The organism is Mesorhizobium sp. B4-1-1, from assembly GCF_006439375.1.
GTDB lineage: Bacteria > Pseudomonadota > Alphaproteobacteria > Rhizobiales > Rhizobiaceae > Mesorhizobium.
The window spans coordinates 97185-110851 of sequence record NZ_VFTH01000012.1 but is presented as its reverse complement, the minus strand read 5'-3'; the positions used below and the strand labels follow the sequence as shown (position 1 = coordinate 110851).

Sequence of the window (13667 nt, the reverse complement as noted above, 5' to 3'; positions counted from 1 at the left end):
GCCGTCATGCCCGCTCGCCGGGAACCGGGAGAATATCAGCCTCGGCGGCGCAATAAGGCACGTGGCGGAAATCGCGGATGCGGACGACTTCATCGCCGCGCCAGTCGATCAGCACGAAGCCGCGCACCATATCGCCGGCTCGCGGGTTACGGATCAGAATTGCCGGTCGGGCCTCGACAAAGCCGAGCGACAGCGCCCAGTCGCTTATGCGGTCGTAATTGCCGAAATAGGTCGAGGCTTCCTTCTTGCCGCGCAAGCGCGCGCGGTTGACGACGTCGACCTGGATGTCCTCGGCGATCATCATCCTCACCCCGTCGAAATCGCGCGCGTTGAACAGGTCGACATAGCGGCGCAGCCGCCGCTTCTCCTCCGGGTCGAGCTTCGGCATGGTCATGTCGTCCGGCAACGCCGCCATCGCCTTCAACTCCGCCCGGCCGCGATGCAGCGCCGCCTTGACGGCGGCAAGCGTCGCGCCCGTCACCTCGCAGGTCTCGTGCAGGCTGAGGCCGAGCACGTCGACCAGGATCACGGCGCTGCGCTGCGCCGGCGTCAGCCGCATGAAGCTGCGCAGGCTCATGGCAGTCGCGAGCCTCGTCTCGGCGCTGGCGGAGAGGTCCGCTATCGCGGTCATGTCGGCCTCGCTCATTCGCGAACGCTCCCGCTGGCGGCGGCGCAGATGATCCTGCGCCGCATTGTGGGCGATGCGGAACAGCCACTGTTCGGGGCGTTCGACGCGCGCGCCCCCATCATGCGCGGCAAGCGCCTTCACCACCGCCTCCTGCACGATGTCCTCGCCCTCGATCGCCGAGCCGGCCATGCGGGCGGCGTAGCGATGCAGCTTCGGCCGCAGGCCGACGAGCATGGCTTCAAGTTCCGCGCGGCCGAACCCTGCTGAGCTCATCGTCCTCTTTCTCGCCTCGCCGATCACATGCCGTCCCCTGGTCAGGCGGGCACGGCTTCATCGGCCCCGGCCAGCATACGATAGTTGCCGACGATCTTCGCCGGCGACCTCGCCAGCGGCGTCGAACGCCGCCCGGCATGATCGGCGCCGAAGGCCTTGAACGTGTCCAGCTCGGTCAGCGCCGAACTGTCCTTGTCGTAGCCGACGAGGTGGACGAACTCGCCATTCTCCAGTTCGAGCACCAGATAGCGCACCGATTGCGGCTGCGTTTCATCCAGCGCCTCGAACACCTTTGCCACCAGCGCCCGGTTCTCGGCGATGCTGGCGTCTTTCACGCCGTAGCGGATGAGATTGTAGGTCATGGTCGTCTCCTGTTTGCGGATCTGCGTGAGGAAGACGTTCCATGGCGTCGAAAGGATTCACGGGTGGGTTACTATCTTTCGATTCGTCTCCTGCGGTCAGCCTGTTCCGCCGACCATGGAGACGATCGTGTCGTCGCCGGCCGATTGCGGTCGCATCCGGCCGCTAGCCAGCTCGATCGACAGTTTGCACAAGGCCGAGTTGACCGGCGTCGCCATGCCGTTGAGCCGCCCCAGAAGGACGATCTCGCCATTGAGGAAGTCCGTTTCGAGCGAACCGGTCCCGCGCACGATGCTTTGCAGCGTCGAGGAGCCGACACGCGTTCGGCCGGGGATGGCGGTTATGCTCAATTCCTCGCGCGCCATGGCGTCGGTCTTGTCCCAGTCGATTCCGGCGGCGGTGAGCACCGCCTCGGCTTCGGCGCGCGCCTTGGCATACCATTTCCGCTGCAGCTCGGTCTCGCCCAGCGCCGCCTCGATGATGTTGCGAAGGTTGGCGAGCAGCTTGCGGTACTTGCTGCTCATCACATTGTCCCTGGGGTCGACGATGAAACCGGACGCGCTCAGAACCCCGCACAGCTTCTCGACCGTGTCGTCGGTTCCGGAAGGGTAGCGGCCGATATCGAAGGCGCCGATCTTGGGCGCGAAATAGGCCGCTACCTGGCCGGGCGTGTCGTAATCGGCCGGCAGCATCACCGTCGCGCCATAGACATTGGCGAAGAAACGCAACGCCAGCGGCTCGTTGGCAACGCCGTTCTGGAAACAGAATACGGGTTGCGCCGCTACGCCGGCGGCGTTGAGCCGCTGCAGCGCGCCGAGCGTGTCGGGGGTCTTCATTGTCAGGAAGACGACATCGTCCGGCCTGAAGGAAATCTCGGTCGGATCGGCATGGACAGGAAAGCGCGCGGTCCTGGTGCCTTGCGGGGTGGAAAGCGACAGCCCCGAAGCGCGGATGGCGTCGAGCTGCCTGCCGCGGGCGATGCCGAGGACCGCATGCCCCGAAAAGCTCAGCTGGGCCGCGATGGCGCCGCCGACCGCGCCGATGCCATAGACGATGATGCGCATGCTGTTCCCGTTGTGGTTGGAGTTGGGACTTCGGTCGACAACGATTGACCGAAAAAGCCTACAGCGTCGTCGCTGGACCGGCGATCACCCGCGCCTCCGTTCACGCAATCGTGGCTGCCGTCGCCCGCCCCGCGCTGCGCCCCGAAAAGATGCAGCCGCCGAGGAAGGTGCCTTCCAGCGCCGCGTAGCCGTGCACGCCGCCGCCGCCGAAGCCGGCCACTTCGCCCACCGCATAGAGACCCGGCACCGGCTCGCCGGCCGCATCAAGAACGCGGCTGTCAAGATCGGTCTGCAGCCCGCCCAGCGTCTTGCGGGTCAGGATGTTGAGGCGCACGGCAATCAGTGGGCCGTTCGCCGGAGCGAGCATCTTGTGCGGCCTGGCGGTGCGGATCAGCTTGTCGCCCAGATAGGCGCGCGCGCCGCGCAGCGCGGTGATCTGGGCATCCTTGGAGAATGGATTGTCGAGTTGCATGTCGCGGGCTCGGATCTCGCGCTCGACCTGGGCGACCTCCAGCAGCGGCGCGCCGCCGGCCAGCGCGTTCATGCGCGCCACCAGCTTTGCAAGGTCAGCCTCGACGATGAAGTCCTCGCCCTTTTCCATGAACGCCTTCACCGGGCCGGGAATGCCGCTTGTTGCGCGCCCCAGCACCTGCCGCCAGCTTTTCCCCGTGAGGTCGGGGTTTTGTTCGGAACCCGACAGCGCGAACTCCTTCTGGATGATTTTTTTGGTCAGGATGAACCAGGAATAGTCGAAGCCGGTGCCCATGATGTGGCTGAGCGTGGCCAGAGTGTCGAAGCCCGGATAGAGCGGCACCGGCAGGCGCTTGCCGCGCGCGTCGAGCCAGATCGAGGAGGGACCGGGAAGGATGCGGATCGCGTGATCCGTCCAGATCGGCGCCCAGTTCTTGATGCCCTCGACATAGTGCCACATGCGGTCGCGGTTGATGATCGAGCCGCCGGCAGCCTCGGTGATCGGCAGCATGCGCCCGTCGACATGGTCGGGCACGCCGGTGATCATGCGCTTTGGCGGCGCGCCGAGGCGCTCAGGCCAGTTCCTGCGCACCAGCTCGTGGTTGCCGCCGATGCCGCCGGAAGCCACGATCACCGCTTGCGCATGGAGCTCGAAGTCTCCGGTCACGGCGCGCGAGCTCTTGTGGCCGCGTTCGACGCTGCTCGGCTCCAGCACGTCGCCGCGCACGCCGGTGACGGTATCGCCGGAGCGGACGATCTCGTTGACCCGATGGCGGAACCTGAACTCCACCAGCCCGCGCTTTTGCGCCTCGCGCACGCGCAGCACGAAAGGTTCGAGCACGCCGGGCCCGGTGCCCCAGGTGATGTGGAAGCGCGGCACCGAATTGCCGTGGCCGGCCGCATTGCCGCCGCCGCGCTCAGCCCAGCCGACGACGGGGAAGAATTTCAGGCCGCGCTCGATCAACCACGAGCGCTTCTCCCCGGCGGCGAAGCCGACATAGGCCTCAGCCCATTTGCGCGGCCAGAAATCCTCCGGACGGTCGAAGGCGGCCGTGCCCATCCAGTCCTCGAGCGCGAGGTCGTGGGAATCGCGGATGCGCATGCGCCGCTGCTCGGGCGAATCGACCAGGAACAAGCCGCCGAACGACCAGAAGGCCTGGCCGCCCAGCGACTGCTCCGGCTCCTGGTCGACGATGATGATCTTCTTGCCGGCGTCGGTCAGCTCGGCCGCGGCGACGAGGCCCGCCAGCCCCGCGCCGACAATGATCACGTCCGCGTCAGCCATTTTTCCTCCGTGGCCGGCAAAGCAATTCCAGGAAAAGTGCGAAGCGGTTTCCGTCCGGAATTGCGTCTAACAAAAGATCTAGACGTTCTCCCAGCCGTCCTTTTCTCCGGCGCGGAAGATGGCGTCGATGACTTTCTGGTTGAGCACCGATTCCTCCAGCGTGAAGACGCGGTCCTTGCCACCCTGCGCGGCACGCACGAAGGCCTCGCATTCCAGCCGGTACTGCTGCGTGCCCGGGAAGCGGAACACCTGGGCCTCGGTGTGGTTCTGGTTGTGCAGCTCGATGCGGTGATGCTCGTAGAGCCCGGCATTGAACGGGCCAAAAACCTCGATGAAGCCCTTCTCGCCGTGGAACACCATTACCTGGCGGGCCGCCATCTGCGTCGACAGATAGAAGGACAGCTCGAAATCGCCGAAGTCGGCGCGGATCGAGGAATAGATGTCCGTGCCGAAGGTCTTGTCGCGCTCGATCGTCGCCTGCACGCGGATCGGCTCCTTGCCGGTCGAAAAGCGCGTCGACACCGTCGGATAGACGCCGATGTCGGGCAGCGCGCCGCCGCCGAGATCGAGCTGGTTGCGCATGTTCTTGGGGTCGACATTGTAATAGGAGAACGCGCCCTGCACATGGCGCAGCCGGCCGATCGCGCCGCTGGCGATGAGGTCGCGCACCTTGATCCATTGCGGATGGTAGACGACCATGAAGGCCTCGCAGACCAGCACCTTCTTTTCGTCGCGCAGCTTGATCAGCGGCGGGATGTCCTTGGCGTCGAGCGCCAGAGGCTTCTCGACCAGCACATGCTTGCCCGCCTCGATCGCCTTCGCCGTCCATTCGACATGCTGCGAGGTCGGCAGCGGGATATAGACGCCGTCGACGTCCGGGGAGGCAAGCAGTTCCTCATAGGAGCCGAAAGCGTGGCGGGCGCCGAAACGCTCGCCAAGAGCCTTGGCTTTCGACAGGTCGCGGCTGGCGATCGCCGACAGGACGCCGTTCTCCGACTCCACGATTGCCGGCAAAAGCTGCTCGCGGCCGATCTTTGCCGTCGACAGAACACCCCATCGGAACATTGTGCTTCTCCATGTCGGTTTACAGGTAACGAGGTTTGCCCGAAATCGACGGAAAAGCCAATCGCAGACGCGGGCCACAAAACGCCTTCGTCATCCTCGGGCTTGACCCGAGGATCCATTCCGTAACCCTTGACGGTAAAGTGCGGCGGCGCAGAATTCTGTAACCGTTGCAACGCTTTAGCGTCACGGAATGGATACTAGGGCCTGTGCGCGTCGCTTCGCTCCTTGCTTCGCCCTGGGATGACGAACGCGAGGACGCGGGGCTTGGAACTACCCCCTTCTCCCCATCAGCGTCATGTCGAAGTCGACGATGTTGGAATAGAGCGGCGTGCCGACATCCATGCCGTAGCGCGACCTCAGCACCTTGCCGGTGACGTGGAACTTGATCGTCCCGCCCTTCAATCCACCGAGTTCGGCGGTGAATTTTTCCGGAAACGTCTTGCCGCGCGCCGTCAGCCGGCCGGTGACAAGCGCCGTCGTGTCGCCGGTGCGGGTGACGCTGGTCGAGCGAAACTGGATTTCGGGATTGTTGGCGGCGTCGAACACCGCGTCGGAGCGCAGGAAGGCGTCGATGCGGCCCTGCCCGGTGCCGACGCTTTCGGGATAGATGGTGAGGTCGACCTTGGAGCGGCCGACATCGCCATTGTCGATGCGGATCGTGCCCTTGAAGCGGCCGAAGGCGCCGTCGAAACCGCCGCCGCCGGCCTTGCCGATGGTGAAGCGGACCGAGGAGCCCGACGGGCTGATCGTGTAGCTGCCGGCGGCGTCGCTGAGCGCCACCGCGGCAACGGCAGGCACGGCAAGGCAAGCGGCAAAAGCCGCCAATCCGAGGATGCGCGCGTTCATGGGTTTCTTCCTTCCGCAGATACGTTTTTCTGCGTTCTCGCCCCACCAACGAATGATGGAGCGGTTCTATTCCCCACCTGACGAAGGTGTGATCATGCGCGTCAGCACCGTGTCGCGCAGCAGGAAATGATGGCGCAGCGCCGCCGCCACATGCAATGCGACCAGCGCGATGCCGGCATAGGCGAGATACCAATGGGCGGATGCCCAAAAGCTCTCCGAAGCGTCGGATTCGGCCAGCGGCAGATTGGGCATGACGAACAGGTCGAACGGCATGGTCGGGATTTCCAGTGTCGACACCGAGACCAGCGCCCAGCCGGACAGCGGCAGCGCGATCTGGAAGGCATAGAGCGCGAAATGCGCCAGCGGCGCGGCCTTGCGTTCCAGCATTCCGACCGGGGCCGGCAAGGCCGGCGCCGCATTGCCGAGCCGCCAGGCGATGCGCAGGATGATCAGGCCGAGCAACAGGAAGCCGAAGGATTTGTGCAACTGGATCAACTCGAAGGACGTCCGCTGGCTTGTCGTGCGCACCATGACGAAGCCGAGCACGAACTGGCCGATGAAAATGATGCCGATCAGCCAGTGGAGGACGATCGTCGCCCAGCCATAGCGGGTCGCGGTGTTGGTGAGGGCGTGCATGCGAGGCGAACGAAGCTGAGCCGCGCTTTCTTCCGCCTTGCCCACTTTGGGGAGGGGCGGCTCACCCGCTCACCTTGAAGAAATCCACGAAAGCCCTCAGCGCCGGCCGCATCTGCCTGCGGCTCGGATAGTAGACGAAAAAGCCCTCGAAGGTCGGACACCAATCCTCCAGCACGCGGATCAGCCTGCCGTCGGCGAGCGGCGCTCGCACATAGGGTTCGAAGACGAAGGCAAGCCCGGCGCCGTCGACCGCCGCCTGGGCGATCAGATGATCTTCGTCCAGGATCAGCGGCCCTTCGACCGCGATCTCGATTTCCTCGCCATCCTTCTCGAATTCCCAGCGGTAGAGGATGCCGCTGGAGAAACGGAAGCGGATGCAGCGGTGACCGGCCAGCTCGCGCGGATGGCGCGGCTTCGGCGTGGTCGCGAAATAGGACGGCGCGGCGATCACCGCGCCGTGGATATTCGGCCCGATGCGCACCGCGATCATGTCGCGCTGCAGGCTTTCGCCGAGCCGCACGCCGGCGTCGAAGCCGCCTTCGACCACATCGGTGAAGCGATCCTCGATGACGATCTCCAGCACGATGTCGGGATAGGCGGCGGCAAACGCGCCGAGCCGCGGCGTCAGCACCAGATGCGCGGCGGTGCGCGGCACACTGAGCCGCAGATTCCCGGCCGGCCGGTCGCGCGCCTCGACCGCCGTCTCCAGCGCCAGATCGATCTCCGACAACGCCGGCCGCAGCCGTTCGAGCAACTGTGCGCCTTCCTCGGTCGGCGCGACGCTGCGCGTGCTGCGGGCCAGAAGCCGCACGCCGAGCTGGGCTTCCAGGCTCGACACGGCATGACTGACCGCCGACGGCGCGATGCCGAGCTCGCGCGCCGCCCGGCGGAAGCTGGCGCATTGGGCGACGGTGGCGAGCACCGCGAGTTGGGAGAGGTTGGTTCGGTTCATTGTTCTATTTTATAGAGCAAGCCGTGCGAAAGAGAACCGATTATCGAGCGTGGAGCAAGGCGTTATCTCCTTCCCATCGCAACAAGGAGACGCGTGATGAGAACCCGCAAACTCGGAACTGAACTCGAAGTCTTCCCCGTCGGCCTCGGCTGCATGGGCATGAGCTTCGGCTATGGCGGCCAGCCGGAGGCGGAAGCCATCGCCACGCTGCGCCGCGCCGTCGAGATCGGCGTGACCTTCTTCGACACCGCCGAAGTCTATGGTCCCTTCGAGAACGAAATCCTGCTCGGCAAGGCGCTGCAGCCGGTGCGCGACAAGGTCACCATCGCCACCAAATTCGGCTTCAAGATTTCCGAGCACGGCTCGGGCATGGACCGCATGATCGGCGTCGACAGTCGCCCCGAGCACGTCAAGGCAGTGGCCGAAGCCTCGCTCAAGCGGCTCAATACCGGCGTGCTCGACCTCTACTACCAGCACCGCGTCGACCCCAACGTGCCGATCGAGGACACGGTCGGCGCCATGGCCGAGCTGGTGCGCGAGGGCAAGGTGCGGGCGCTCGGCCTGTCGGAGGTGAGCGGCGCGACGCTGCGCCGGGCGCATGCCGTGCACCCTATCGCCGCCGTCCAGAGCGAGTACTCGCTGTGGAGCCGCGATCCCGAGGACGAGGTGTTCGACGTCTGCCGCGAGCTCGGCATCGGTTTTGTCCCCTATAGCCCACTCGGCCGCGGCCTGCTCACCGGCACGATCGGCAAGCCGGACGCGCTCGGCGCCGGCGACTGGCGCCGCACCCTGCCGCGCTTCCAGGCCGAGGCGATGGCAGCCAACAATGCGGTCATCGCGGTGCTGGAAAAGCTGGCGGCTGAAAAGGGTGTGACATCCGCGCAGCTGGCGCTTGCCTGGGTGCTGCACCAGGGCGATTTCATCGTGCCGATCCCCGGCGCAAGGAAGATACGCCATCTGGAGCAAAACACGGCGGCGGCCGGCATCGAGCTGAGCGCCGCCGAGGCTGCGTCGATCGGTGATGCGCTGTCGCCTGACAAGGTGGTCGGCAAGCGCTACACCGAGGAACTGCTGGCACTGGTGAATGGGTGAGTGCGAGGCGTGTTGAGATAATGGAGGGGCGCTTCGGCGCCTCTTCTATTTGAGACGTTGGCGCGAGGCGCCCCCCCTCTGTCCTGCCGGACATCTCCCCCACTTGGGGGGAGATTGGCTGTCACCGCCGCTTTCGCCAATTACCGAGGTTGAAGGAAGAGGCACAGCGCCGAAGCTTCTGATCTCCCCCCTTGTGGGGGAGATGGCCGGCAGGCCAGAGGGGGCGCTGTCCCGCCGACAGAGGGCTCTTTGTCCAATTGAGCGCGTCGGGGGACTGCCCCTACCACGGCACCACACTGATCTCCGGCCAGTACTCCCGCGCCCTTTTCCCCTTCGCCTCATGCGTCCGCTGATTGTCCAGCACCCTGTTCGGCGTAATCCGAAACGAAAAAATGTCGTCGAACCCGAATGGCGCCACCAGCTCCAGCGCTTCGTCCCGTCCGAACCGCACCCCGACCGCATGCGTCTTCGAGGCAAAATAGCTCACCGGCTCGCTCGCGCTCGCATAGCGCGGGCACTCCTGCCCGAATTTTTGCGGATACCACAGATGCACCCGCGCCTGGTTGCGCACCTCGACCGGCAGCGACAATCCCGCGAAATGCTTCGCCGCCCGGCGGATCACCGCATCCTCTGCCTCGTAGGACAAATCGGCGTCGTCGAAATAGAACAGGTCGACATCCTTGATGCCGTATCCAGGCGGCTTGCCGGTCAGATGGTTCCAGACGCTGTTGTAGAGCGCGCCGGAAACCACCAGCCAATCCGGCAGCGCGAGTTGGCGCACCCGCGCCAGCGTCTCGCTGAGCAGCGGGTCGGCCGCAACGATCCTCAGGAACGCCGCGCGCTGTTCTTCAAAAGGCAGGCCGGAATAGCGGAGATGGTGCATCGCCCTTTGGAGGGCGATTCGCCGTGCTCGGGCAATCCCAGAAAGCGTTAAGCCCTCAGCACGCCGCCCGTCTGCTTGTTGACGTTGTCGACGATGCGCTTGGCCAGCGCCTCGAAGTCCTCGTCGGTCAGCGTCTTTTCGACCGGCTGGATCGACACTTCGATGGCGATCGACTTCTTGGCCGCCCCCAGCGAGGCGCCTTCGAACACGTCGAACACCGAAACGCCGGTGACCAGCTTCTTGTCGGCGGCTAAAGCTGCCCGGACCAGCGTGCCGGCCTCGACCGTCCGGTCGACGACGAAGGCGAAATCGCGCTTCACCGCCTGGAAGGGCGAAAGCTCCAGCTTCGGCTTGGTGCGCGTCGGCTTGGCCTTCGGCTCCGGCACGGCGTCGACGAAAACCTCGAAGCCGCAGAGCGGACCGGACACGTCCAGCCCGTCCAGCGTCTTCGGATGGAATTCGCCGAAGGTGCCGAGCACGGTCTTGGGGCCGAGCTTGATCGTGCCCGAGCGCCCGGGATGATACCAGGCGGGACCGCCCGGCTCGATCTGCAGCCGGTCGACCGGCGCGCCGCAGGCCTCGAGCGCCGCGATCGCGTCCGCCTTGGCGTCGAACACGCCGACCGGTCCGGCATTGCCGGCCCAACTGCGGCCCGAGCCATCGAGCTTGGCGGTGCCGCGCCGCACGCCGGCGGCGACGCGCCGCTGCTGTTCCGGCGTATCGCCTTCATAGGTGCCGGAGACCTCGAACAGCGCCACATCGCCGATGCCCTTGTCGGCATTGCGCTGCGCGGCCGCGATCAGCCCCGGCAGCAGCGAGGGCCGCATGTCGGACATGTCTGCGGCGATCGGGTTGGCGAGCTTGAGCCCTGTCTGGCCGCCGCCGAACAGCTCGGCATGCTTTGCCGGGATGAACGACCAGGTCACGGCCTCCATCATGCCGCGCACGGCCAGCGCGCGCTTGGCGGCGCGGGTGCGCACCTGCAGCGTGGTCAGGATCTTGCCGTTGACCGCGTCATGCGAGGTCAGCGGCTGCGGTGCGATGTTGTCGACGCCGTGGATGCGCATCACCTCTTCGACGAGATCGGCCTTGCCGTCGACATCGGGCCGCCAGGAGGGGACCTTCACCTTGACGACGTCGCCCGAGCCCTGCGGCTCGAAGCCCAGGCGGGTCAGGATGTCGAGGGCTTCTTCCCTCGGCACCTCGATGCCGGTCAACCGCTTCACTTCCGAAAGCGGGAAGGTGACGACCTTCGCCTTATGGCCGGCATAGCCGGCAACCTCGATTTCAGATGGCGTGCCGCCACAGAAATCGAGCACCAGCTTGGTCGCGAGCTCCACGCCAGGCACCATGAATTCGGGATCGACGCCGCGCTCGAAGCGGTAGCGCGCATCGGTGATGATGCCGAGCGCGCGGCCGGTCCGCGCGGTGGTGATCGGGTCCCAGAGCGCCGATTCGATCAGCACGTCGGTGGTGTTCTCGTCGCAGCCCGAATGCTCGCCGCCCATGATGCCGGCGATCGATTCCACGCCATTGTCATCGGCGATCACGCACATCTCCGGCGTCAGCGTGTATTCGCGCCCGTCGAGCGCCAGCACCTTCTCGCCGTCCTTGGCGCGGCGCACCACGAGGTTGCCGGCGACCTTGCTCGCATCGAACACATGCAGCGGCCGGCCGCGGTCGAAGGTGACGTAGTTGGTGATATCGACCAGAGCGCTGATCGGGCGAAGCCCGATGGCGATCAGCCGCTGCTGCAGCCATTTCGGCGACGGGCCGTTCTTGACGCCCTTCACCAGCGTCAGCGCGAAGCCGGGGCAGAGCTCAGGCGCCTCGATCGTGACCTTGACCGGGCACAGACCATCGCCGGCATGCGGCATGATCCCGCCGCCCACCAAGCGGCCGAGCCCGCTCGCCGCGAGGTCGCGCGCGATACCGTAGACGCTGGTGGCGTCCGGCCGGTTCGGCGTCAGGTTGATCTCGATGACCGGATCGTCGAGATGCGCGTAGGCGGCGAAGCTGGTGCCGACCGGCGCATCCTGCGGCAGATCGATGATGCCGTTATGCTCGTCGGAGATTTCCAGCTCGCGCTCCGAGCACATCATGCCATGGCTTTCGACGCCGCGGATCTTGCCGACCGAGAGCGTCACGTCGATGCCGGGAACATAGGTGCCGGGCGCCGCGAAAGCGCCGATCAGGCCTGCGCGGGCGTTGGGCGCGCCGCACACCACCTGCACCGGCGGCTTGCCGTCGCCGGTGTCGACGGTCAGCACGCGCAGCCGGTCGGCGTCGGGGTGCTGCACCGCAGTCAGCACCTTGGCGATGACGAAGGGCTTCAGGCCGGCCTTGTCGTCGACATGCTCGACTTCGAGGCCGATCGCGGTCAGCCGCTCGACGATTTCGGCCAGAGAGGCGCCGGTCTCGAGATGGTCCTTGAGCCAGGAGAGGGTGAATTTCATGGTTCTGTTCCGTTTGGTCCTTGCTCGTCCGACCCTTGTTGGTTGGGGCGGGGCACGCTGGTCTTCAGATGTCTGGGCAGGTCGTCCGGCATGTGCAGGAAGGGCAGTTGCTCACGCACATAGGCATGCAGCGTCGGCTTGAAATAAGCCGGCATGTCCATGGCGCCGAGCATGAAATAGATCTGGTTGTCGAGCCGTTGGTCGATATAGGCGATCGGCGAGCCGCAGATGCCGCAGAACGAGCGCTCCACCGGACCGTTGCGGTAGCTTTTCAGCGATTTGCCCTCGAGCGCGACCTGGTCGGCCACGAAGCCGACAAAAGCCGACACCGGCGCGCCGCTGGCGCGCCGGCAATCGCCGCAATGGCAATAGCTGATGTGGTGCGGCTCGGCTGAAGCCTCGAACCGCACGGCGCCGCAGCGGCAACCCCCGGTGTGGGGTGCGGTCATGTCGATAACCCCCCGAACAGCGTCGGCAGGTCGAGCGGCCTGAAGCCGTAATGCGCCAGCCAGCGCACGTCGGCGTCGAAGAAGGCGCGCAGGTCCGGCATGCCGTATTTCAGCATGGCGATGCGGTCGATGCCCATGCCCCAGGCAAAGCCCTGATATTCGTCGGGATCGAGCCCGCCGGCGCGCAGCACGTTCGGGTGCACCATGCCGCAGCCCAGGATCTCCATCCAGTCGGAGCCTTCCCCGAAGCGCACTTCGCCCGGGCGCGAACGGTCGCACTGGATGTCGACCTCGAGGCTGGGCTCGGTGAACGGGAAGAAGGACGGACGGAAGCGCATCTTGACCGACGGCACCTCGAAGAAGGCCTTGCAGAACTCCTCCAGCACCCACTTCATGTTGGCGACGTTGGCTGATTTGTCGACCACCAGGCCCTCGACCTGGTGGAACATCGGCGAGTGGGTGGCGTCGGAATCCTGCCGGTAGGTCTTGCCGGGGATGACGATGCGGACCGGCGGCTTCTGCTTCTCCATGGTGCGGATCTGCACGGGCGAGGTGTGGGTGCGCAACAGCTTGCGCTCGCCCTTCTCGTCCGGCTGGAAGAAGAAGGTGTCGTGCATCTCGCGCGCCGGATGTCCCTCGGGAAAATTCAGCGCGGTGAAATTGTAATAGTCGGTCTCGATATCCGGGCCTTCGGCGATGGCGAAGCCGAGATCGCCGAAGATCGCCGCGATCTCGTCGATCACCTGGCTGATCGGATGAATGCGGCCGCGCTCGGCCGGCGACTGGCGCACCGGCAGCGTCACGTCGACCGTCTCGGCCGCGAGCCGGGCCGCGATCGCCACATCCTTCAGTTCCGCCTTGCGCTGGGTGAGCGCTTCGGTGACGCGGTTCTTCAGGCCGTTGATCGCCGGCCCCTTCACCTGGCGCTCCTCGGCGCTCATTGCGCCCAGCGTCTTCAGCATTTCGGAGACGGAACCCTTCTTGCCCAGCGCAGAGACGCGCACCGCCTCGATCGCGGCCTCATCCGCCGCCGCCGCGATTTCGGCGAGCAACGAGCCTTCCAGGGCTTCAAGATTTCCAGGGGTGGCGTTCACGGCGAAGCTCTCTCGGTCGGGCGACTGTCACCATTTCGGTTTCGTCGTCGCCATTTTGGTTACATCAGGCATAAGAAAAACCCGCGCCAGCCGTGCCAGCGCGGGTTCCCCAA

13 protein-coding genes are annotated in these 13667 nt (G+C 65.7%); 1 reads left to right on the top strand and 12 read right to left on the bottom strand.

Features of this window, described 5'->3' with window-relative positions; all coding sequences use genetic code 11:
* Positions 1 to 4: 4 nt before the first annotated feature.
* From FJW10_RS18115 to FJW10_RS18080, 8 genes are all read right to left on the bottom strand, one after another.
* A complete protein-coding gene (locus FJW10_RS18115) occupies positions 5 to 901 on the bottom strand; it encodes an RNA polymerase sigma factor (RefSeq protein WP_140901115.1) in 897 nt (298 codons plus the stop codon).
* 41 nt (positions 902 to 942) lie between these two features.
* Positions 943 to 1263 carry a hypothetical protein gene (locus FJW10_RS18110; RefSeq protein WP_246674299.1) on the bottom strand — a complete coding sequence of 107 codons (321 nt, stop codon included), beginning with the start codon at positions 1261 to 1263 and terminating at the stop codon, positions 943 to 945.
* Between the two features lie 96 nt (positions 1264 to 1359).
* Positions 1360 to 2325, bottom strand: a complete 966-nt coding sequence (locus FJW10_RS18105) for a 2-dehydropantoate 2-reductase N-terminal domain-containing protein (protein WP_140901114.1) — start codon at positions 2323 to 2325, stop codon at positions 1360 to 1362.
* A gap of 100 nt (positions 2326 to 2425) precedes the next feature.
* Positions 2426 to 4081 (bottom strand): FAD-binding dehydrogenase, encoded by a 1656-nt coding sequence (locus FJW10_RS18100; RefSeq protein WP_140901113.1) that lies wholly within the window; start codon positions 4079 to 4081, stop codon positions 2426 to 2428.
* A 78-nt stretch (positions 4082 to 4159) separates the two neighbouring features.
* Positions 4160 to 5146 (bottom strand): Gfo/Idh/MocA family oxidoreductase, encoded by a 987-nt coding sequence (locus FJW10_RS18095; protein WP_140901112.1) that lies wholly within the window; start codon positions 5144 to 5146, stop codon positions 4160 to 4162.
* 270 nt (positions 5147 to 5416) lie between these two features.
* Positions 5417 to 5992: a YceI family protein gene (locus FJW10_RS18090; RefSeq protein ID WP_140834447.1), complete on the bottom strand. Its 576-nt coding sequence runs from the start codon at positions 5990 to 5992 to the stop codon at positions 5417 to 5419.
* A 66-nt stretch (positions 5993 to 6058) separates the two neighbouring features.
* Positions 6059 to 6628 (bottom strand): cytochrome b, encoded by a 570-nt coding sequence (locus FJW10_RS18085; protein WP_140901111.1) that lies wholly within the window; start codon positions 6626 to 6628, stop codon positions 6059 to 6061.
* Between the two features lie 61 nt (positions 6629 to 6689).
* Positions 6690 to 7580, bottom strand: coding sequence for a LysR family transcriptional regulator (locus tag FJW10_RS18080; protein ID WP_140901110.1), 891 nt, complete (start codon positions 7578 to 7580; stop codon positions 6690 to 6692).
* A 96-nt stretch (positions 7581 to 7676) separates the two neighbouring features.
* Here FJW10_RS18080 and FJW10_RS18075 point away from each other — a divergent pair, with 96 nt between their 5' ends.
* Positions 7677 to 8672 carry an aldo/keto reductase gene (locus tag FJW10_RS18075; protein WP_140901109.1) on the top strand — a complete coding sequence of 332 codons (996 nt, stop codon included), beginning with the start codon at positions 7677 to 7679 and terminating at the stop codon, positions 8670 to 8672.
* Positions 8673 to 8952: 280 nt separating this feature from the next.
* Here FJW10_RS18075 and FJW10_RS18065 read toward each other — a convergent pair whose 3' ends face one another.
* Genes FJW10_RS18065 through pheS form a run of 4 tightly spaced genes read right to left on the bottom strand, consistent with a single transcriptional unit; the run spans position 8953 to position 13554 of the window.
* Entirely contained in the window at positions 8953 to 9555 is a 603-nt protein-coding gene (locus tag FJW10_RS18065) for a nucleotidyltransferase family protein (protein ID WP_140901108.1), read from the bottom strand.
* 47 nt (positions 9556 to 9602) lie between these two features.
* The gene (gene pheT, locus FJW10_RS18060; RefSeq protein ID WP_140901107.1) at positions 9603 to 12011 is read right to left on the bottom strand and encodes a phenylalanine--tRNA ligase subunit beta; all 2409 of its coding nucleotides are present in this window, start codon (positions 12009 to 12011) and stop codon (positions 9603 to 9605) included.
* The gene (locus tag FJW10_RS18055) at positions 12008 to 12460 is read right to left on the bottom strand and encodes a GFA family protein (protein ID WP_140901106.1); all 453 of its coding nucleotides are present in this window, start codon (positions 12458 to 12460) and stop codon (positions 12008 to 12010) included. The genes pheT and FJW10_RS18055 overlap by 4 nt, the downstream gene beginning before the upstream one ends.
* On the bottom strand, positions 12457 to 13554 hold the full coding sequence (gene pheS, locus FJW10_RS18050) for a phenylalanine--tRNA ligase subunit alpha (protein ID WP_140901105.1): 1098 nt from the start codon (positions 13552 to 13554) through the stop codon (positions 12457 to 12459). The genes FJW10_RS18055 and pheS overlap by 4 nt, the downstream gene beginning before the upstream one ends.
* Positions 13555 to 13667 lie beyond the last annotated feature (113 nt).

Coding starts and splice junctions, on each gene's coding strand:
- FJW10_RS18115 (WP_140901115.1), bottom strand. CDS start 901: ATGAGCTCAGCAGGGTTCGGCCGCGCGGAACTTGAAGCCATGCTCGTC.
- FJW10_RS18110 (WP_246674299.1), bottom strand. CDS start 1,263: ATGACCTACAATCTCATCCGCTACGGCGTGAAAGACGCCAGCATCGCC.
- FJW10_RS18105 (WP_140901114.1), bottom strand. CDS start 2,325: ATGCGCATCATCGTCTATGGCATCGGCGCGGTCGGCGGCGCCATCGCG.
- FJW10_RS18100 (WP_140901113.1), bottom strand. CDS start 4,081: ATGGCTGACGCGGACGTGATCATTGTCGGCGCGGGGCTGGCGGGCCTC.
- FJW10_RS18095 (WP_140901112.1), bottom strand. CDS start 5,146: ATGTTCCGATGGGGTGTTCTGTCGACGGCAAAGATCGGCCGCGAGCAG.
- FJW10_RS18090 (WP_140834447.1), bottom strand. CDS start 5,992: ATGAACGCGCGCATCCTCGGATTGGCGGCTTTTGCCGCTTGCCTTGCC.
- FJW10_RS18085 (WP_140901111.1), bottom strand. CDS start 6,628: ATGCACGCCCTCACCAACACCGCGACCCGCTATGGCTGGGCGACGATC.
- FJW10_RS18080 (WP_140901110.1), bottom strand. CDS start 7,580: ATGAACCGAACCAACCTCTCCCAACTCGCGGTGCTCGCCACCGTCGCC.
- FJW10_RS18075 (WP_140901109.1), top strand. CDS start 7,677: ATGAGAACCCGCAAACTCGGAACTGAACTCGAAGTCTTCCCCGTCGGC.
- FJW10_RS18065 (WP_140901108.1), bottom strand. CDS start 9,555: ATGCACCATCTCCGCTATTCCGGCCTGCCTTTTGAAGAACAGCGCGCG.
- pheT (WP_140901107.1), bottom strand. CDS start 12,011: ATGAAATTCACCCTCTCCTGGCTCAAGGACCATCTCGAGACCGGCGCC.
- FJW10_RS18055 (WP_140901106.1), bottom strand. CDS start 12,460: ATGACCGCACCCCACACCGGGGGTTGCCGCTGCGGCGCCGTGCGGTTC.